This is a genomic window from Neotamlana nanhaiensis (assembly GCF_000943555.1).
Taxonomy (GTDB): Bacteria; Bacteroidota; Bacteroidia; order Flavobacteriales; family Flavobacteriaceae; genus Neotamlana; species Neotamlana nanhaiensis.
The window spans coordinates 191,939-213,770 of sequence record NZ_JTDV01000001.1 but is presented as its reverse complement, the minus strand read 5'-3'; the positions used below and the strand labels follow the sequence as shown (position 1 = coordinate 213,770).

General features: G+C 37.2%; 11 protein-coding genes. All 11 read left to right on the top strand.

Going from position 1 to position 21,832, the window contains the following annotated elements:
* Nucleotides 1-13 precede the first annotated feature (13 nt).
* The 11 genes from PK35_RS00760 (at nt 14) to PK35_RS00710 (ending at nt 21,739) form a co-directional block, all read left to right on the top strand.
* Complete coding sequence (locus PK35_RS00760; protein ID WP_044624753.1) at nt 14-2,284, top strand: glycoside hydrolase family 31 protein; 2,271 nt, start codon at nt 14-16, stop codon at nt 2,282-2,284.
* Between the two features lie 25 nt (nt 2,285-2,309).
* Complete coding sequence (locus PK35_RS00755) at nt 2,310-3,059, top strand: phytanoyl-CoA dioxygenase family protein (protein ID WP_044624752.1); 750 nt, start codon at nt 2,310-2,312, stop codon at nt 3,057-3,059.
* Between the two features lie 111 nt (nt 3,060-3,170).
* Nucleotides 3,171-4,763 carry a sodium:solute symporter gene (locus PK35_RS00750; RefSeq protein WP_044624751.1) on the top strand — a complete coding sequence of 531 codons (1,593 nt, stop codon included), beginning with the start codon at nt 3,171-3,173 and terminating at the stop codon, nt 4,761-4,763.
* A gap of 2 nt (nt 4,764-4,765) precedes the next feature.
* Nucleotides 4,766-5,638, top strand: coding sequence for a hypothetical protein (locus PK35_RS00745; protein WP_044624750.1), 873 nt, complete (start codon nt 4,766-4,768; stop codon nt 5,636-5,638).
* A gap of 68 nt (nt 5,639-5,706) precedes the next feature.
* On the top strand, nt 5,707-7,074 hold the full coding sequence (locus PK35_RS00740; RefSeq protein ID WP_044624749.1) for an MFS transporter: 1,368 nt from the start codon (nt 5,707-5,709) through the stop codon (nt 7,072-7,074).
* 111 nt (nt 7,075-7,185) lie between these two features.
* Nucleotides 7,186-9,306: an alpha-L-rhamnosidase-related protein gene (locus PK35_RS00735; protein WP_044624748.1), complete on the top strand. Its 2,121-nt coding sequence runs from the start codon at nt 7,186-7,188 to the stop codon at nt 9,304-9,306.
* A gap of 9 nt (nt 9,307-9,315) precedes the next feature.
* A complete protein-coding gene (locus PK35_RS00730) occupies nt 9,316-12,177 on the top strand; it encodes a glycoside hydrolase family 2 TIM barrel-domain containing protein (protein ID WP_202903798.1) in 2,862 nt (953 codons plus the stop codon).
* A gap of 188 nt (nt 12,178-12,365) precedes the next feature.
* Nucleotides 12,366-13,505, top strand: coding sequence for a glycoside hydrolase family protein (locus PK35_RS00725; RefSeq protein ID WP_052825736.1), 1,140 nt, complete (start codon nt 12,366-12,368; stop codon nt 13,503-13,505).
* A gap of 149 nt (nt 13,506-13,654) precedes the next feature.
* The gene (locus tag PK35_RS00720) at nt 13,655-16,939 is read left to right on the top strand and encodes a glycoside hydrolase family 2 TIM barrel-domain containing protein (RefSeq protein WP_044624746.1); all 3,285 of its coding nucleotides are present in this window, start codon (nt 13,655-13,657) and stop codon (nt 16,937-16,939) included.
* On the top strand, nt 16,939-20,319 hold the full coding sequence (locus PK35_RS00715) for a glycosyl hydrolase (RefSeq protein ID WP_052825734.1): 3,381 nt from the start codon (nt 16,939-16,941) through the stop codon (nt 20,317-20,319). Before PK35_RS00720 ends, PK35_RS00715 begins: the two co-directional genes overlap by 1 nt.
* On the top strand, nt 20,309-21,739 hold the full coding sequence (locus PK35_RS00710; protein ID WP_044624745.1) for a sialate O-acetylesterase: 1,431 nt from the start codon (nt 20,309-20,311) through the stop codon (nt 21,737-21,739). Before PK35_RS00715 ends, PK35_RS00710 begins: the two co-directional genes overlap by 11 nt.
* Nucleotides 21,740-21,832: the final 93 nt, after the last annotated feature.

Sequence of the window (21,832 nt, the reverse complement as noted above, 5' to 3'; positions counted from 1 at the left end):
CATTAATGAATAAATGAACCAGACTAACCATCAGTTTTTCGATTTTTTAGAGTTTAATACCGATCTTTCAAAAGAGGAAGGCGTATCTAAACTATGGAAAGCGTGCAAACCAACAGCTATTTCGCAATCTGGACTTGGGGTAGTGCTTACGGTACCTTTTCAGTGCCAAAAGCTTTCAAACGAAATTGAACCAGATAAAAATATTGCAAAAAAAGAGTTTTACCTTTTTGTACGTGCCTTTAATGGTAAAATTTTAAGAGTTAGTATTGGTTTTGAAAAAGAAATTGAAGAAACCTCGCCAATGATAGAAATGGCGACTTATGTAGAAGAAGTTAAATTAAGTTTTACCAAAACAAAAAATAAATGGGTAATTAAAGATGCTAATAAAGTTACCCGAGCGGTTTTCGATTTATCGGAACCAGAAATTGATTATTGGAGCGATTTATTACCAAGCCCAGAAGAATCATTACAAGCCACCTTTTATCCAGACGGTAAAAAGGCTATTACGGTAAGTGCTTACGATCAGTTTTTTCCAGGGCGTATGGATGCCATGTGTTTATCGTTTATAGAGCAACATGGTAAACCTGCTAAATCCACAATTTCTTTTCATGCAAAACCAGACGAAAAGTTTGTGGGTACCGGCGAGCGTTTCAGTAAAATGAATCTTTCAGGAAATACCTTTCAGCTTAAAAATCAAGATGGACAAGGGGTAAATAATAAGCGTACTTACAAAAATATTCCGTTTTATTTATCGAGCGAAATGTATGGGTTGTTTTTACATACATCGTCGTATTGTAAGTTCTCAATGGCCGATTTTTCTACAAGATCGGTACAATTACTTGTTGAAGAACCTGTGTTAGATATTTTCTTAATTGGCGACGATTCTCCTGAGAAAATCATATATCAGTATAAAAAAATCACAGGATTTCCAGTCACACCTCCGCTATGGAGTTACGGCATTTGGATGAGTAGAATGACCTACTTTTCAGAGGAAGAAATAAATACGATTTGCAACAGATTAAGGGAAGAGGATTACCCGTGCGATGTTATTCATTTAGATACTGGTTGGTTTGAAACCGATTGGCTTTGCGAATGGAAATTCAATACCGAACGTTTCCCAAACCCCAAACAATTTGTTACTAATTTAAAAAATAATGGGTATCGCGTAAGTTTATGGCAAATGCCCTATATCTCCGAAAATGCAGCGCAGTACAACGAAGCTAAAACCAATAATTATATAGGTAAGTTAAATACAGAGGTGATGCGAGGCGGATCAAATTTTAGCAATTTAGATTATGCCGGAAGTATCGATTTTACTTACCCAAAAGCTGTCGAGTGGTACAAAAACTTATTACGTGATTTGTTAGAGCTTGGAGTAACGTGTATAAAAACCGATTTTGGCGAAGAGATACATTTAGATGCTAATTACCATAACATGGCACCCGAAAAATTGAATAATTTGTATGCTTTGTTATATCAAAAAGCAGCTTTCGAGGTTACCAAAGAAGTTACTGGCGATGGTATTGTTTGGGCACGTGCTGGTTGGAGTGGTTGCCAACGTTATCCCATTCATTGGGGAGGCGATGCTGCTGCGTCTTGGGACGGAATGGCAGGTTCCTTAAAAGGTGGTTTACATTTAGGCTTATCGGGCTTTGGCTTTTGGAGTCACGATGTACCAGGTTTTCATGGTGTACCCGATTTTATGAATTCGGTAATTCCTAACGATTTGTACGTACGCTGGACTCAATTTGGCGTATTTACTTCGCATATGCGTTACCACGGCACGTCAAAACGAGAACCATATTATTATCCTGAAATTACGCATATTATTAGAAAATGGTGGAAACTGCGCTATGCGTTAATTCCATATATTTTGCAAGAAGGCGAGAAGACAACAACGTCTGGCTTTCCGGTTACACGAGCCTTATTAATGCATCATCCTAAGGACAAAATGGTGTGGCACATCGACGATCAATATTATTTTGGAGATCATTTTATGGTTGCTCCTATGATGAATTCTGAAAATTGTCGCGACATTTATTTACCAGAAGGAAAATGGATAAACTTTTTTACAGGCGAAGCAATTACAGGCGGTGTTTGGTTAAATAATTTTGAAGCTAACATCCAAGATATGCCAGTTTGGGTGGTTGAAGGTGCTGAAATTCCAGTTTATCCTGAAGCTGTAGGTTGTACAGATCAAATGGATTTAAATAAAATAATAAAACTAAAAATAGATAAGAATTTTAAAGGTATTTGGAACCATTTAGAATTTTTAAATACATAATACAATTAACAAACAACTAAATAAGATGAGTGCAGTAATAACCAACGAGCAAATTTCCCAGTTTAAGGAAGATGGGTTTTGCATAGTAAAAAACGTAATTCCGCAAGAACTAATTAATCGTTTAAGAGACGAGTGTCAACGATTCATTAAAGAAAAAGATGATGAAATGGATGCAAAAGGTGTTGAAGTTGATGAAATTAACCATAAAGGAAAGCGTTACTTTATTGCTTTGCGTTACAAAGATAGTGAGACCATGCAAGACCTTATTTTTGGTAAGGAAATGGAAGAAATTACCCGTAAAATTCTAGGAGAACAAGTCTATTTATTTTTAGAGCAGTTTGTAGTTAAAGCAGCCGATAAAGGAATGACTTTCTCTTGGCATCAAGATTCTGGGTATTTAGATTTTGAGCATAAACCATATTTATCTGTTTGGTGTCCGTTGGATGATGTTACCGAAGAAAATGGAACCGTATACTTATTACCTTATAAAGATGCTGGTACCGAAAAACGAATAGATCATGTTTTACAAGAAGGTACCAACGATAAAATAGGATACTTTGGCGAAAACCCTGGTATTCCAGCAGTTTTAAACGCGGGCGATGTTGCTTTGTTTTCAAGCACCTGTTTTCACCGTAGCGGATCGAATACTACTAATAAATCCAGAAGAGTTTTATTAATTCAGTATTCCGCTGAACCAATTTTAAAAAATGAAACGGAGCCTTTATACTGGGCTGAACCTTTTATAAGAAAAGGTGAAAAAATAAGTATATATTAGTTTAGTTTATTAACACCCTAAATGTACTTAAATTATTATTTAATGTATTTTAGGGTGTTTTAATTTTTCAAAACAACAACAACAAACTAATAAAATTTTAAGCGATTATAAATGAATATTTACGAACAGTTAAATATTATCGATTTTGCCGTAGTAGGCCTGTATTTAGTAACCTTAGTAGGTTTAGGTGCATGGTTTAGTTTAAAAAATAAACGCGGTGTAGATGAGAATTACTTTTTAGCAGGAAACTCCTTAAGCTGGAAAAGTATTGGCTTTAATATGTGGGGAACCAACGTGGGGCCTTCTATGTTAATTGCCAATGCTAGTATTGGCTATACTACAGGGGTTGTTGCAGGTAATTTTTCGTGGTACGCATTTATTTTTATTTTGCTTTTGGCTATTGTATTTGCACCAAGGTATTTAGGAGCTCGGGTGCAAACACTTCCAGAATATATGGGAAAACGCTTTGGTAACTCTACGCAAAACATTTTGGCGTGGTATACCATTGTTACTATTTTACTGAGTTGGTTGTCGTTAACCTTATTTGCAGGAGGTATATTAATTCAGCAAATTTTAAATCTTCCTATGTGGCTTTCAGTTTTACTGTTATTAGCTATTGCCGCATTTTTTACGTTGGCAGGAGGTTTAAAAACAATCGTTTACACTAATGTAATTCAAATGGTATTGCTTATTGTAGTATCATTTATATTAATGTGGGTTGGTTTAGATCGTGTAGGCGGTTTTGGTGAGTTAGTCAGCAAAACGCCAGATAATTACTGGAATTTATTTTTACCAGCTAACGATGCCAATTATCCATGGATTGCCATATTACTAGGTTATCCGGTTATGGGTGTGTGGTTTTGGTGTACAGATCAATCCATGGTACAATCTGTTTTAGGCGCCAAAAATGTCAAAGAAGGACAATTAGGAGCCAATTTTACAGCCTGGTTAAAAATTATTGATGTACCCTTATTTATCCTTCCGGGGATTATGTGCTTCGTGCTATTTCCAAGTTTAGAAAATCCCGATGCAGCTTACATGACCATGGTTACGGAGTTGTTTCCAACAGGTATGAAAGGTCTTGTTATGGCTGTATTAATCGCAGCACTGGTAAGTACCATCGATTCTTCTTTAAATGCACTAAGCACCGTATTTACAATGGATGTTTATGTGAAGAAAATAAATCCGAAGGCAAGTCATAAACGCATTATTAAAATCGGACATTTGGTAACGGTAATTGGAGCCATTCTATCAATATTTATTACGCTAGCAATCAATAGTATAAAAGGTTTAAACTTGTTTGATGTTTTTCAATCGGTTTTAGGTTTTATTGCGCCACCTATGTCTGTAGTGTTTTTATTTGGAGTACTCTGGAAAAAAACAACAGCAAAAGCAGCCAATAGCATTCTTATTTTCGGAACACTTTTTAGTTTAACTATCGGCATTTTGTACCTGTGGGTATTTCCAAATAATCCAGAAGCAGGTGTTAAAATTTGGCCACATTTTTTACTGCTATCTTTTTACATTTTCGTGTTCTTATCGGTTGTAATAGTGGCAATTTCGTTGTTAGTAAAAGATAAATCAACACATCAAAATACATTAGATTATTCAGGAATTGCAAAAGTTTCACCTAGGGTTAAGCTTTTATGGGGCGTATTAATTGCAACAATGATAGGTCTGTATATTTACTTTAATGGACATTAATAATGAAAGCGATAAAAAATACAAATAACGGTACTAACAATGCACCTACATTGCGAATTGATATAAATTATAACACCTGTGATGAGTTGCCAGCTTTTTCATCAGGACCAAAAGGAAACGATAAAGAAAAGCATGAAGCTATAGCAAAAGCGGGTTTTAAAGGCATTCAAGATGGTGATCCAGAATTATGCAAAGCGTTAGGTTTAGAATTAACGGCTCATGCTAGAATTAATCAAGTAGGTGATTTAGATGAATTAATGCCCAAATGGAAGCAAGGAAATTATAACTGCGCGTCTATTCATTTAGGTTGGGGTATGGAATCTGATGCCGAAATAGATAATTTGGTAAGCTATGTTTTAAAGATTTCAGAGAAATACGATTTTCCAATTTATATCGAAACACATCGCGCTACGATAACACAAGATTTATGGCGGACTGTAGAGTTAACCAAACGTTTTCCTGAAGTTCGTTTTAATGGTGATTTTTCACATTGGTACACAGGTCAAGAAATGGTTTATGGCGGTATAGAAAACAAATGGGATTATATACAACCAGTTTTCAATAGAGTACGTTTCATGCATGGTAGAATAGGAAATCCAGGAAGTATTCAAGTAGATGTAAAAGATAAAAACGCCGAATATGTGCAGCATTTTAAAGAGATGTGGAAGCGTTCATTTTTAGGATTTTTAAAATCGGCGAATCCAGGAGATTATATCTGTTTTACTATAGAATTGCTAAAAGCGGAAATTTATTATGAAAGAACCATTTTTAATCAAGATGGTGAAGAAATAGAAGAGGGCGACCGTTGGCAACAAGCCTTATTATACAAAAAAATTATTGAAGAGTGCTGGGATTCTGCTCAAAAAGAATTTTAGGCAGAACTTCAAAACAAATAAGATGAAATTATGGCGTTGCTTTTAAAGCAATTGCAACACAAAGAATCATGGAACATAAAAAAGGAAGTTTAAAAAGTACCATTGCCGTATCTATAACCAATTATTTAGATGCAGGAGCTATTGTAGCCGGTGCAAGTGGTTTAACGCTTTGGCAAAATTACTTGTCGTTAAATGAAGGTAGCTTGGGCTGGTTAAATGCGCTTAGTGCAAATGCTTTTGGTGCTGCAGTGGGCGCCATTATTGGCGGGTTTTTAGCCGATAAATACGGAAGAAAAACAATTTACACTTATAACATGTTAGTATACATGTTGGGAGTAGCGGTAATTATGTTTACGGTTAATTTCCCCATGTTATTAGCAGGATTTTTAATTACAGGTATATCGGTTGGTGCTGGTGTTCCAGCATCGTGGACGTATATTTCTGAAAATTCTGAAGTTAAAAACCGTGGTCGCAACATGGGTATTTCTCAGTTTGCTTGGGGCGTTGGTCCAACCATAATTTTACTTTTAGGTATGCTGCTGGCTCCAGGTGAAGATGATGCTTCAGCAGGCGTGTTTTTTGGTTTTGTAAAATCTGTCGCAGAACTTTTTATTGGTAGCGATGCGAGTTTAGAAGCTGTAAATGTATTTAGCAGTCGTATCATTTTCGGCTCGCTATTTATTGTCGCTTTCATTGCATGGAATCTTCAGCGTAAGCTTAACGAATCCAAAGATTGGGAAGAAGCTAAGAAAAATCAAAATAAAGAACGCCAACCAAGTGTTTTTGCGTCTTTCGGCTCGCTGTTCACTAAAAAAGTCAACATTCGCACTATGTTATTTCTGGCGGGTATTTATGTGACTTGGAATATGGTAGCATCTGTGATGGGCTTTTTTCAGCAACATATTTACGAAACAGCCGGCGGATTATCGAACGAGGAAGCTAACATGGTTTCTGCGGTACAATGGCTTGTTATAATTGCCGTAACGTATTTTGGTTTTTCTATGTTGGTAGATAAAGTGAACCAACGTTGGCTCTATTTTATTGGTACCTTAGTTGGTATTGCAGCATGGGCGATCTTAATTTTTATTGGTATTAAAGATCATGCTGCATTATGGACATTCACCATACTTTGGGGTATTCATGCGGGTGTAAGTGTGCAAGCATTTTATGCGCTTTGGGCATCAGAATTATTTCCTGCCAAATATCGTGCAGCAGCACAAGGCATTATGTTTTTTGCAGTAAGAGCTATTGCAGCAATTTGGGGCTTTGGGTTTGTGTTTATTTACGGCGAACATGGTGAAGGCTTCCATATGGCAGCGAATATTATGATTGGCTTACTTATTGTGGCTTTAATAATTGGTACAATTTGGACGCCAAAAACCCAAGGGAAAACACTAGAACAAATTACAGAAGAACGCTATGGAGACGATATTTAATACCGTCTTGATAGGCTTAAAATACATTATAAATGACAAGTATTAAAGCTGAAAAGGAACTTGAAAGTATAGTTACTATGTGCTTGATACTTTAGTCTAAAATTAAAAAAAATGAACAACTCTCATTCACTTAATACCGCAACATGGATTTGGTATCCAGGTGATTTCGAAATATGGTTAAGTAACAAAATGCAGGTACGTCGCACCGAGCGAGAAGCGGTTTTTCCACCGCTTTGGCGTTATTACAGTCCGTACCCATTGGTAACGTTTCAAACCGAAGTCGAAATTCCAGAAGACGATGAGATAAAAATATATTCCGAAGGGCCTTTTCAGTTATTAATTGATGATGTTCAAATTTACGGACAACCAAAATCACTTAAAATTGAAGCCGGAAAGCATAAAATAGCTTTTAAAGTTTATAATCAGGAGGTTTTACCTGCCATTTTTATTGATGGTAGATATGTGAAATCTAACGCGTCATGGCAAGTAACTAACGAAGATAAACTTTGGATTGACGAAAACGGAAAAGCACAACAATCAGGAACACCATGGATGCCTGTGGGGTCATGGAATTTTGATGCACCTAATAAGAAGCCATCAGAATTTCAATTAGCAACCGAACCTTGGGAAGCTAAACACGCAGAAACAATTAACGGTGGCGAACTTATCGATTTTGGTAAGGAAACCTTTGGTTACATTAAAATTCATGGCTTAAATGGAGCAGGAAAGTTAACCTTGTACTACGGCGAATCTCGCGAAGAAGCTTTAGATACTGAAAAATGTGAAACCTTAGATAATTTAGAGTTTGATGGCAGTCAAGATGCGATTTATACTTTAGAAGGTTCAAAAGCTTTCAGATATGTGCAAGTACAAAAAGAAGATTCGTTACAATATGATTCAATCTCCATGTTGTATGAATATTTACCGTTGGATTATCGCGGTAGTTTCAAGTCATCCGATGCCAAACTAAACAAAATCTGGGATGTTTCGGCTTACACCATGCATTTAACATCTCGAGAGTTCTTTATCGATGGTATAAAACGCGATCGTTGGATTTGGTCTGGCGATGCTTACCAAAGTTATTTAATGAACTATTATTTGTTCTTCGATTCGCAATCGGTAGAGCGCACAATGGTTGCGCTTCGCGGAAAAGAGCCTGTTACAGCTCATGTTAATACCATCATGGATTATTCGTTGTACTGGTTTGTTGGGGTTTACGATTATTATTTATTTACAGGCGATACCAAGTTTATAAAAACCTTTTATCCGCGCATGAAATCCTTAATGGAATACTGCTTAGAAAGAAGAAATGAAAACGGATTTTTAGAACCGTTAGAAGGCGATTGGGTATTTATTGATTGGGCTGATGGCTTACCAAAAGCAGGAGAAGTGAGTTTCGAGCAAATGTTATTAGCAAGAAGCTTAGAGGTTATGCAAGTAAGCGCTAATATTACGGGTAAAGCTGAAGATGAATCGCGTTATAAACAATTAGCAAGTGAGTTAAAAAATGAACTTTTTAAGGTGTTTTGGGATGAGAAAAACCAAGTGATGAAACACCAACGACTTGATGGCAACATTCAAGATATGGTAACACGCTATGCCAATATGTTCGGTATATTTTTCAATTATTTTACCGAAGAACAAAAAGAAAGCGTAAAAAATAAAGTTTTATTAAACGACGATATTTTAGAAATAACCACACCATACATGCGTTTTTACGAGTTAGAAGCGCTTTGTGCCATGGGCGAACAAGCATTTGTTTTAGATGAAATTTGTGATTACTGGGGTGGTATGCTCAATCTAGGAGCGACCTCGTTTTGGGAAAAATACGATCCTAAACAAAACGACGATGAACACCTTGAAATGTATGGCAGGCCTTACGGAAAGAGTTTGTGTCACGCATGGGGCGCAAGTCCTATTTACTTATTCGGGCGCTACTATTTAGGCGTGCAACCAACAGCTCCTGGCTATACTGAATATGAAGTAAAACCAAATTTAGGCGGATTGGAATGGATTGAAGGTAAAGTACCGACTCCAAACGGTCAAGTTACTTTGTTCTGCAATACTTCAGAAATAAAGCTATCAGCTTCAGAAGGTGTTGGAGTTTTAATTATAGAAAGTTCAGTGCAACCCGAATCAAACCTCGGTGAAATCTCTAAAGCAAGTGAAAATCGTTACCAACTAACCATTCAACCAAATCAATCATATCAAATAAAATATAAAGCACTTTAAATGTTTCAAATGAATAATATTATCTATAAATCAGCATACATGTTAGCCTTTTTGGGATGGTCTATGCTGGCTCAAAATACCGAAATTCAATATTTATCTGGTAAAGGATATCAAGATACTAAGGAATGGGAGTTTAAAGTTTCCGATGGACGAAAAAGTGGCGAATGGAGCACCATAAACGTGCCTTCGGTTTGGGAGCAAGAAGGTTTTGGGAAGTATCAATACGGTATCCGATTCTACGGAAAACCATTTCCTGAAGGTATTGCCGATGAAGTAGGTTACTATAAATACAAGTTTACGGTGCCAAAATCATGGGAAAGCAAACGCATTAAAATTGTATTCGATGGTTCTATGACCGATACAAAAGTGCGTATTAACGGACGTTCTACAAGTGATGATGAACACCAAGGCGCATTTTACCGTTTTAAATACGAAATCACAGATTTGTTAAAGTATGGTAAAGAAAATTTACTTGAAGTTACAGTTAGCAAGGAGTCGAAAAACGCAAGTGTAAATTTAGCAGAACGTCGTGCCGATTACTGGAATTTTGGTGGCATTTTTCGTCCCGTATTTTTAGAGGCGTTACCTGCAACGCACATGGACTATACATCATTAAAAGCAGAGGCGGATGGCGAATTTCAAGCGAATGTATTTCTTGGTAGTGCGGCGAATAACACTTCCGTGGAAATAAACGTTTTGGACCAACGTGGTAAAAAAGTAGGGGCAACGATAAAGGCAAACGGCATTAATGGAGCCGATAAAATTCATTTAGAAGGTCAGTTTGATGATATCAAGCAATGGACTGCAGAAACGCCTAATTTATACACCGCCGAAATTAAGTTGTTAGAAAACGGAAAAGTAGTACATCAATTAACTGAAACCATTGGTTTCAGAACCATCGAGATCCGTAAAGGCGATGGAATTTATGTAAACGGACAACGTGTGTTGATGAAAGGAGTCAATCGTCATAGTTTCTGGCCAGAATCGGGCAGGACTCTAAACAAAGAATTAAACTACGCCGATGTGCGTTTAATCAAGGAAATGAACATGAATGCAGTGCGTTTATCACATTATCCTCCAGATCCAGAGTTTCTTCAAGCCTGTGATGAGCTAGGTTTGTATGTGATGGATGAACTTTGTGGATGGCATGGGCATTACGATGATGCTGTGGGTAAAAAATTAGTGAAAGAAATGGTTACGCGCGATTTAAATCATCCGAGTATTATTTTTTGGTCTAATGGAAACGAAGGTGGATGGAATACCAATTTGGACAATCAGTTTGATGTTTGGGATTTACAAAAACGACCTGTTTTGCATCCACAACAAGAACATAACGGGGTAGAAACCATGCATTATCGTTCGTATGGAGAGACTTTAGAATATTTTAGAGATGACAATATTTTTATGCCTACAGAATATCTTCACGGATTGTACGATGGTGGTCACGGTGCTGGTTTTGATGATTATTGGGAAGTCATGCGTAAGCATCCTAGAAGCGGAGGCGGTTATCTTTGGGTATTTGCCGATGAAGGCATTGCACGTACCGATCAAGACGGTCGCATAGATAATCAAGGAAACTATGGAGCTGATGGCATTGTAGGACCACATCACGAAAAAGAAGGCAGTTTTTTTACGGTAAAAGAAGTATGGTCGCCGGTAATGATTATGGAAAAACCAGAATTACCAACAGATTTTGATGGCATTTTTACCATCGAAAATCGTTACGATTTTACAAATACAAATACCTGTACTTTTGAATATGAATTGGTAAGTTTTACGTCGCCGTTAAACGGAAAAGCTGAACGAAAAACCATTAAAAAAGGAAGTTTAAAAGCACCAAATATCGCACCTCACCAAAAAGGAGAGTTGAAAGTGAATTTACCAATAAATTGGCAAGATGCCGATGTGTTGTACATAAAAGTTACTAATGCAGAAGGTGAAGAATTATGGACTTGGGATTTTGTTTGCGATAGTAAAAAAAGTAAAGTAAGAAATGCTATTTCTGTTGATGCTGATTTAGATGAAACTGATAACGAGTTTAAAATAAGTGCAAATGGAACCGAAGTTTCAATTGATAAATCATCTGGAAAGTTAACTAAGGTTATTCAAAACGGCAATATTATAAGTTTAACAAACGGACCTAAAATTATCATGGCACGTCGTAGTGACCGTACTTTAGATGGCACCATCGATCCAAAGTTCCTTAAAGGCGAAGATCGTATTTATAAAGAATTTGCATGTTGGGATGAAGAAGTCAATTGCTCTGAAAACCTATTAGATATTTCGGCTAAAAAGGAAAACGGCAATGTTATCGTTGAAGCAAATTATCACGGCATTCTGCAAAAAGTAATTTGGACGGTTTACACTGATGGACTCATTCAGTTAGATTACGAATACGAATACAACGGCGTAGTCGATTTAGCAGGTGTGTATTTCGATTATCCAGAGGAAAAAATGAAAGCTAAAAAATGGTTGGGTGATGGCCCTTACCGTGTGTGGCAAAACCGTTTAAAAGGAACGATGTTAGATATTTGGGAAAACGATTATAACGATCCAATTCCTGGAGAATCGTTCAATTACCCTGAGTTTAAAGGGTATTTTAACAATTGGCAATGGGCTGAATTTACAACGGAAGAAGGAAATATTTACATCGAAAATAAAGATACAGATACTTATTTAGGCGTGTATTCGCCTCGTGATGGTCGTGATGCATTGTTGTACACCATTCCAAGTACAGGAATTGCTGTGTTAGATGTCATTCCTCCAGCAAGAAATAAAGTGAATGCTACCGATTTAATCGGACCGTCATCGCAACCCAAATGGTTAAGCGGTTTGCAAAAACGAACTGTGTATTTAAAGTTTAAGAAATAATGTGAATCGTCATTACGAAGAGCGAAGTATGAGCGACGAAGTAATGTCACACTGAGCATTTGTTGAAAAGAAAATATAATTTCTTTGAAAACACCTTGAGAAACAAGTAGGAGTCTTTTTCAGGTTCTAATAAAAAATAAGATGAGATTCCGAATCAAGTTCGGAATGACAAAAAATAAATTTCAATAATGAAATCAAAAAATACATTCCCAATACTTGTACTAATCGGTGTGATGATCTCCGTTTTTGCCTGTGTCTCAAAACCAGAAAAGCCTAAAAAGCGTGAAATCACCGATGCCGTAATGCAAGAAATCTACGAAGAAATAAAAACACCCTATAAATACGGAATGGTGATGGTGCCTACTGACAACTCCTATAAAATGGACTGTCCGAGTATCTTTAAAAAAAATGGTAAATGGTACATGACGTATTTAATTTTTGAAGGTCGTGGTTATGAAACGTGGTTGGCAGAAAGTGATGATTTATTGCATTGGAATCATTTAGGAAAAGTTATGTCATTTTCAAAAGATACTACGGAATGGGATGTGAATCAAAAAGCAGGTTACATTGCGTTGCAAGACCCAACTTGGGGCGGTTCATATGAGTGGAATACCTATGATGATAAATATTGGATGAGTTATTTTGGCGGAAATACTACAGGGTACGAAGCTGGAATTTTATCTATGGGAATGGCTTATACCGATGAACTGCCAACCAAACCTAAAGAATTTAAACGTATACCAGAACCTGTTTTACGTCCCAATGATGATAAAGCCAAATGGTGGGACAACAGCACCATGTACAAGAGTTCGGTAATTCGTGATGTGGAAAAAGAAACGGGTCACGAATTCATCATGTATTACAACGCGCGTGGCGATAGTATCAATCCTGCCAAAGGAGCCGAGCGTATTGCCATGGCGGTTTCTAATGATATGAAAAACTGGAAGCGTTATGGAGATGCACCATTAATCAATCATCATAGAGGAATTTCTGGTGATGCTTATATTCAACGCATCAACGATACTTGGGTGATGTTTTATTTTGGAGCATTCTGGACAGGTTGGGACCAAGGAGCGTTCAACCGTTTTGCCGTTTCTAATGATTTAATCCACTGGAAAGATTGGGAAGGCGACAATTTAATTGAATCCTCTGAACCTTACGATGCTCAATTTGCTCATAAATCGTTTGTGGTAAAACACAACGGAATCGTATATCATTATTATTGTGCGGTGAACAAAGCTGGTCAGCGTGGTATTGCTTTGGCAACATCAAAAGATATCGGAAAAAGTGATTTGCATTTTGTGGCAATCGAATCGGATAAAAAATAGTGAAGATTGTTACCCTGAATTGTCACTGAGCGAAGTCGAAGTGTTATTTCAGGGTCTCATCAGATTAGGTCATAAATTAAAAGCTATTGAAACAATCCCGATAACTATCAGGATGGCATGACAACAACTGAATATTTTAAAATAAATTGATGAATAAAAACTTTAGTTTCATATTATTTTTTTTGTGTAGCGTTTGCTTTGTTCAAGCACAAACTGTTACAGGAGAACCTGCAGGAATTCCTGAAGCACCTAAAAAGTATGCTTTTACACCTTGGGAAAATCCTTCGGTCACCAGTGTAAACAGGCAACCTGCTAGAACAACATCCTATTCTTATAAAACGGTAGCGGATGCCTTGGAAGGCAACCGAGAAAAAAGTCGTTTTTTGTCATTAAATGGCGAATGGGATTTTAAATATTCGGTAAACTTAAATGAGGCTCCTAAAGATTTTTATAAAACCGAAGTTCTAGGTTGGGATAAAATTGACGTGCCATCCAATTGGGAGTTAAAGGGCTACGATATTCCTATTTATAAAAGTGCGGTGTATCCGTTCCGACCCATCAATCCGCCTTTTGTACCAAAAGATACCAATGGCATTGGCTCGTATCAAACGAAGTTCAAAATTCCGAAAGAATGGAACAAAGATATGACGGTAACGCTTCATTTTGGAGGGGTAAGTTCAGCTTTTCAAGTATGGTTAAATGGCGAATTTTTAGGCTATGGGGAAGATAGTTGTTTGCCTTCGGAGTTCAATATTTCTCCGTACGTAAAGGAAGATGAAAACGTGTTGTCGGTGCAAGTAATGCGTTACAGCGATGGGGTGTATTTGGAAGATCAAGACCATTGGAGGTTGAGCGGCATTCAGCGTGAAGTTTTTGTAATGGCCGAACCTAAATTGCGTATTCAAGACTTTTTTTATCAAACCAAATTGGATAAAGAATACAAAGATGCAGTGTTTCAATTACGTCCAGAATTGGAAAATTTAACAGGTGATACCATCAGAAATGCTTATTTTGAATTTCAAATTTACAACGCTAAAAACGAAGCACTTTTTGAAAAACCTATCGATACTTTAGCCAAAGCTATTATCAACGAAAGCTACCCAAGATTGGACAATGTGCGTTTTGGTTTCTTCGAAGCAAAGATTGAAAATCCGAAGAAATGGAGTTCCGAAGAACCTAATCTTTACACTTTGGTGATGACCTTAAAAGATGAAAATGGTGCTATTTCCGAAGTAAAATCTTGTAAGGTTGGTTTTCGTGCAATTGAGTTTTCAAAAGACAAGGGTAAGCTGTTAATCAACGGCAAGGAAACGTATATTTATGGAGTGAATCGTCACGATCATCACCCGATTCGTGGAAAAGCCTTAACGCGCGAAGATATTGAGCAAGATGTAAAAACCATCAAGCAATTCAACTTCAATACAATACGAACAAGTCATTATCCCAACGATCCGTATTTCTACGATTTATGTGATGAATACGGTATTATGGTAATGGATGAAGCTAATTTAGAAACTCATGGTTTGGGTGGAAAATTGAGCAATGACCCAAGTTGGACACACGCCTATGTAGAGCGTATGAATCGCATGGTAGAACGCGATAAAAATCATCCAAGTGTGATTATGTGGAGTTTGGGGAATGAAGCAGGAAAAGGACCAAATCATGCTGCGATGGCAAGTTGGACTCGTGATTTTGATATTACCAGACCCATTCATTACGAACCTGCTCAAGGAAATCCGAGATTAGATGGTTACATTGATGAACGCGACCCAAGATATCCTTCAACGGGCGACCATTCGCATCGATTTGAAAATCCGCAGGACGAACCTTATGTGGATATGGTAAGTCGTTTTTATCCAGGAGTTTTTACACCTCAATTTCTGTTAGATAACAAGGCAGATACACGACCTATTTTGTTCGTGGAATATTCGCATTCTATGGGGAATTCTACAGGAAACATGAAAGAGTTTTGGGATGAATTCAGAAGGTTACCTCGAATGATTGGTGGTTGTATTTGGGATTATAAAGACCAAGGTTTGTTAAAAACAGATACAGCAACAGGGCAAGAATTTTATGCTTATGGAGGTGATTTTGGTGAAGTTCGTCACGATGGTAATTTTTGTATCAACGGAATCGTAGCTTCCGATGGGCGACCAAAAGCTGCCATGTACGAAAATAAATGGGTGTACCAACCAGCAACATCATCTTTAAAAGACAATCAGCTAACTATTAAAAATCGTAAGGCGACTCAGTCTTTATCGGTTTACATTCCTGTGATTACAATCTTAGAAAACGGAAAGGTTAAGAAAACCTACGAGTTAGAACCTTTGGATATTAAAGCAGGAGAAGAAACGGTTATCGATATTCAAAAATACCTTCCAAAAATGTCAACGGATGCGGAGTATTTCTTAAATATAGAGTTTCAATTATCTGAAGACAAACCATGGGCAAACAAAGGTTTTGTGGTAGCTACTGACCAGTTTTTAGTAAAGCAAAAAGAAGTGTTTGAGTATGCTTTAAAATCAAAAAATAGATTAAAAGTAGCAGAGTCAAATACGGATTATCAAGTAAACGGAGAGCATTTCAATATCACATTCAATAAAGAAAATGGTGCGTTGAATTCGTTTGTTTTTAACGGGGAAGAGCAGGTGTTTGCACCGTTGTTACCCAACTTTGCCCGTCCATTAACCGATAACGATGCCAAAGGTTGGAAACCGCACAAAACATTAAAACAGTGGTACGATAATGAACCCAAACTGATTTCGATTAGCAGTAAAAGTTCGGAAAATGATGTGGTGTTGGTTTCAAAATATGAAATGATAAAAGACAGTGCGAGCGTTAATATTACTTACCATGTGAAACCAGACGGTATCGTAAAAGTCGATTACCAATTGAAGGCTTCAACCGAGTTGCCAAACCTTCCAAAAGTGGGCATGCAAATGGGAATTAAAGATGATTTAAGACAAATTTCCTGGTACGGAAAAGGCGAGTTGGAAAATTATATCGATAGAAGTTTCGGATTTCCAATTGCTCGTTACAGTTTGCCTTTAGACCACTTTATGGAACCTTATGTGCGGCCGCAGGAAAACGGAAATCGTACCGAAGTGCGTTGGTTGGCGAGTAAAACTGAAACGAAAAACAAAGGGATTTTGGTAGTTGGAAATCAACCGTTAAGTATGAGCGTTTGGCCATATACCGAAGAAAATATCAACCAAGCTAAACATACTTACGATTTAAAAGAATCGGGATATTTAACCTTAAATATCGATTTGATTCAAATGGGAATTGGTGGTAACGATAGTTGGTCACCAGTGGGTGCTCCGATGGGAAAATATCAAATTCCGTCTAAAAATTACGAGTATAGTTTTTACATCACACCCTTTCAATCGAGCAAGTCAGGATTAGAAAAAACTTTAGAAAAATTTAAGTATTAATGCGTTTTAAGTTCAAAAATATCGCTATTCTTTTGATGTTTTTTGCAGTTTTATCATGTAAAGAAAAATCGCAAAATTCAACAACTTTTTTCCAACCGACCGAAGATTCAGCAAAGCCTTGGGTGTATTGGTATTGGATGAAAAGTGCTTATTCTAAAGAAGGGATTACTGCCGATTTGGAAGCGATGAAACAAGCCGGCATTCGTGGTGCGTATTTAATGACCATAAAAGGACCGGGAGAAGAACCTTTAATGAGTCCACCCGTGATTCAGCTGAGCAAAGAATTTTGGAATTTGGTGCGTTGGGCATTGCAGGAAGCCGACCGATTGGGTGTAAAAATAGCCTTTCATCCTGCTGATGGTTTTGCGGTAGCTGGTGGGCCATGGATTACTCCAGAAATGTCCATGCAAAAGGTAGTTTGGGCAGATACGGTAGTGAATGCTTCTGCTTTAAAAAACTTAAAATTACCTATTCCAAAGCATTATAAAGATTATTATAAGGACATCGCAACTTTTGCAATGCCTGTCGAAAAAGCGTTTAAAACTTCAGTAGAAGTGCAACCAAAAGTGACTACTTCAAACCTAGAAAACGCTGATTTTCTAACGGATGATTCTACAGAAAACACCCAATTCAGAATGCGAGAAGTGGGTTATATTCAATATGAGTTTAATGAAGCTTTTGATTGTAAATCAATTCAAATTGAAACAAAAGGTAATAATTATCAAGCCCATCGATTGTTAATTGAAGTGAGTGATGATGGTAAAAAATTTAAAAGTTTAGGGCGATTAGAAACCCCGCGTTCGGGTTGGCAAGATACCGATGTTTTTTACACGCACAGCCTTTCTGCGAAAGCAAAATATTTCAGATTTATTTACAATCCTGAAGGTTCAGAACCTGGAGCTGAGGATTTGGATATGGCGAAATGGAATTCTTATTTAAAAGTTACTAAAATCATCCTTTCCGAAGAGCCTTTAATCGATAATTACCAAGGGAAATCAGGTGCGGTTTGGAGAATCAGTTCAAGAAATAATGCAGAACAAATTTCAAACTTGGATTGTGTAAATACTGAACAAATAATAAATATTTCTCAATTTGTTGATGAAAATGGTGTTTTAAATTGGGAAGCTCCCCAAGGTAATTGGCGAATAATGCGTTTCGGTCATACCTCTACAGGTCACGAAAATGCTACGGCAGGTGGCGGTCGTGGTTTGGAAGTTGATAAATTTAATGCAGATGCGGTACGTTTTCAGTTAGACCATTGGTACGGTGAAATGCGACGTGTGGCAGGAGAAGATTTGGCGAGTAAAGTAGTGGAGATTTTACACATGGACAGTTGGGAATGTGGAAGTCAAAATTGGTCACCCGTTTTTCGTGAAGCTTTTAAAGCAAAACGTGGTTACGATATTGTGGAGTACCTATCAGTAATGGCTGGAATTCCGTTAGATTCTGCTGAAAAATCAGAACAAATTTTATACGATGTTCGTAAAACCATCACCGAATTAACCGCTGAAAATTTCTTTGGGACTTTAAAAGAAGAAGCCGTAAAAACAGGCGTGAAATTCAGTACCGAAAATGTTGCTCCAACCATGACGAGCGATGGTTTGTTGCATTTTAAATATGTGGATTATCCGAGTGGTGAATTTTGGTTTAGAAGTCCTACGCACGACAAACCAAATGATATGCTAGATGCCATTAATGGCGGACATATTTACGGTCGTGATATTATTCAAGCCGAAGCATTTACACAATTGCGAATGGATTGGGACGAACATCCAGGGAATTTAAAAACCATGGCAGACAGGAATTATGCCTTGGGGATTAATCGCTTTTTCTATCATGTGTTTATGCACAATCCGTGGTTAGATAGAAAACCTGGAATGACCTTAGACCCGATTGGAACGTTTTTTCAACGCGACCAAACGTGGTGGAAACCTGGAAGTGCATTTTTTGAGTATTGTAAAAACGTTCAGTTTCAATTACAAAAAGGAAAACCAGTGATTGATTTTGCAGTATTTACAGGTGAAGAAATTCCATCGCGTTCGGTGTTGCCAGATCGATTAGTACCGTTTATGCCCAATGTTTTTGGAGCAGAGCGTGTCGCTTCAGAAAAAGTTCGATTAGCGAATGAAGGGCAAACATCGGCAAGAATGCCAAAGGAAGTAAAATACACTAAAAACAGCACAGATTTATCACAATGGGTAAACGCTTTAAATGGTTACAAATACGATTCGTTTAACAGCGATGTGCTATTGAATGCCGAAGTAAAAGACGGAAAAGTGGTGTTTGAAAATGCATTGACCTATAATTTCTTAGTATTTCCAGATGCTAGAAAAATGATGCCAACCAATATTCTATCCTTGGAAGTGGCCGAAAAAATGCTGGATTTGGTAAAAACTGGTGCTACCATTTTTGTGGGTGAAAAACCAACCGATATGGCCAATTTAAAAACAGATAAACAAAAATGGCAACAATTGGTTGATGAATTATGGTCAGAAACAAATCAAAAGCAATGGACGTTAGGTAAAGGAAAAGTGATTCAATTGCCTTATTTAGGAGCAGATTTTTCAGACTTAGGTTTTGAGCCAAATGTGTTAGTTGATAAAGATATAGCTTGGACTCAACGCGAATCTGCCGTTGAAAGTATTTACTTTTTATCCAATCAAAAAGAGGAGAAACGAACATTGGAAATATCGTTTAGAATTGAAGGAAAACAACCTGTATTATATCACCCGGTTTCCAATGAAACTACGATTTTAGAAAATTGGAAAATAGAAAACGGACGAACCATTATTCCTTTACAGTTTTTACAAAAAGAGGCTTATTTCATCATTTTTAAAGATGAAATTAATAAAACAGTTTCAGAAGGTAAACCGAATTGGACATCTTATAAAACTGAAAAAGTATTGGATGAAAATTGGATACTTCAGTTTGACCCTGAATTTCATGGAGCTTCAAAAGCAATAGAAATCAATACGCTTTTTGATTGGACGACTTCAGAAAATGATAGTATAAAATACTATTCTGGAACAGCGAGTTATTTCAAAATAATAGAATGGAATTCAGATAAAACCAACAATTTATACCTCGATTTTGAGGAAGTGAATTGCATCGCAGAAGTGATGGTAAACGGAAAAAACTGTGGTGTGGTTTGGACATATCCGTACCGTGTAAACATTTCCGAAGCGATAAAACAAGGAGAGAATACCATCGAAATAAAAGTCACAAACACTTGGGCAAATCGCTTGATAGGTGATGAAAAATTACCAAAAGACCAACGATTGACTTGGACAACCGCTCCGTTTAGACTAGACGATAGTATGATGGTGAAATCTGGAATTTTAGGAAGTATTCAAATTAAAAAGAAGACGAATGAAAAATAGAATAGCATTAGTTATAGTATGTGCTTTTAGTATATTGAGCCTACATGCTGAAATTAAATTACCAGCTTTGTTTAGCGACAATATGTTGTTGCAACAAAACATGGAAACGCCTATTTGGGGATGGGCAGAAAAAAATGAAACCATCACTATTTCTACATCATGGGATGCTAAAAGTTACGAGGTAAAAACCGATAAACAAGGACAGTGGAAAACCAACATCCAAACCCCCAAAGCTGGCGGGCCATTCACGATAACCATTTCCAACGGAAGTCAAACAAAAACAATAAATAATGTATTGATAGGTGAAGTTTGGTTGTGTTCTGGTCAGTCCAATATGGAAATGCCTTTAAAGGGCTTTCCTGGTCAACCCGTAAAAGGAGGTAACGAAGCGATAGTGCGTTCACAAAATAAAAACATTCATTTCATCACTGTTCCTAGAGCAACGGTCTTAGAGCCGAAAACCGATTTTGAAGGACAATGGGAAGTAGCATCGTCAAAAACGACTGGGAATTTTAGTGCGACGGCTTGGTATTTCGGTTCGTTATTGCAAGAGGTTTTGCAAGTGCCTGTAGGTTTAATTCACGTTTCGTATGGCGGTTCTAATGTGGAAGCTTGGATGAATGAAGAAATGTTGAAAGATTTTGATTTGGCTTTGGAATTACCAAAAACAGAAGCCGATTTAAAAAGCAATCCAAACCGAGTGCCGACAACCTTATTCAACGGTATGTTATCGCCTATCATTGGTTACGGAATCAAAGGTGCGATTTGGTACCAAGGGGAATCGAATTACGAACGTCCGTTTCAGTATAAAGATTTATTCAAAAAAATGGTGACTTCGTGGCGAGCATTATGGAATCAAGGTGATTTTCCGTTTTACTTTGCTCAAATTGCCCCGTTCGATTATTCACGTTTTCACCCAAACGAGTATAAACCAAATTGCAATTCGGCTTATTTAAGAGAGGCACAGTTAAAAGCTTCTACAGAAATACCAAACTCTGGGATGGCGGTTTTAATGGATGTAGGAGAAGAAATTAGTATTCACCCTATGGATAAAGAAAAAGGAGGTAATCGTTTAGCTTATTTGGCACTGGCCAAAACATATGGTATCGATGGTTTTGAATATGAAAGTCCAACCTTTAGGTCTATGGAAATTTTAGGAAGTACAGTTATTGTAGCATTTAATAACATACCTAATGGTATAACTTCCTTTTGGAAAGATGTAAAAGGATTTGAAATCGCAGGAAAAGATAAAGTCTTTTATCCAGCCCAAGTAATTGTTAGAACAAAATCAGTAAAATTATCGACTCCAAAAGTAGCTGAGCCCGTGGCAGTTCGTTACTTATTTAAAAATTATGCGAAAGCAGAGTTGTTTAGCACAGGCGGTTTGCCAATGTCGTCTTTTAGAACGGATGATTGGTAGGACACTTCGACTCCGCTCAGTGTGACACGTTGTTGTCAGTTCGAGCGGAGTCGAGAACTTTTAGTTTCAAAAATTAAAGATTAGAATTAGTGA

Excerpts from the sequence above, each read along its gene's own strand:
- PK35_RS00760 (WP_044624753.1), top strand. The coding sequence starts at position 14 with ATGAACCAGACTAACCATCAGTTTTTCGATTTTTTAGAGTTTAATACC.
- PK35_RS00745 (WP_044624750.1), top strand. The coding sequence starts at position 4,766 with ATGAAAGCGATAAAAAATACAAATAACGGTACTAACAATGCACCTACA.
- PK35_RS00730 (WP_202903798.1), top strand. The coding sequence starts at position 9,316 with ATGAATAATATTATCTATAAATCAGCATACATGTTAGCCTTTTTGGGA.
- PK35_RS00750 (WP_044624751.1), top strand. The coding sequence starts at position 3,171 with ATGAATATTTACGAACAGTTAAATATTATCGATTTTGCCGTAGTAGGC.
- PK35_RS00735 (WP_044624748.1), top strand. The coding sequence starts at position 7,186 with ATGAACAACTCTCATTCACTTAATACCGCAACATGGATTTGGTATCCA.
- PK35_RS00755 (WP_044624752.1), top strand. The coding sequence starts at position 2,310 with ATGAGTGCAGTAATAACCAACGAGCAAATTTCCCAGTTTAAGGAAGAT.
- PK35_RS00725 (WP_052825736.1), top strand. The coding sequence starts at position 12,366 with ATGAAATCAAAAAATACATTCCCAATACTTGTACTAATCGGTGTGATG.
- PK35_RS00710 (WP_044624745.1), top strand. The coding sequence starts at position 20,309 with ATGAAAAATAGAATAGCATTAGTTATAGTATGTGCTTTTAGTATATTG.
- PK35_RS00740 (WP_044624749.1), top strand. The coding sequence starts at position 5,707 with ATGGAACATAAAAAAGGAAGTTTAAAAAGTACCATTGCCGTATCTATA.
- PK35_RS00715 (WP_052825734.1), top strand. The coding sequence starts at position 16,939 with ATGCGTTTTAAGTTCAAAAATATCGCTATTCTTTTGATGTTTTTTGCA.
- PK35_RS00720 (WP_044624746.1), top strand. The coding sequence starts at position 13,655 with ATGAATAAAAACTTTAGTTTCATATTATTTTTTTTGTGTAGCGTTTGC.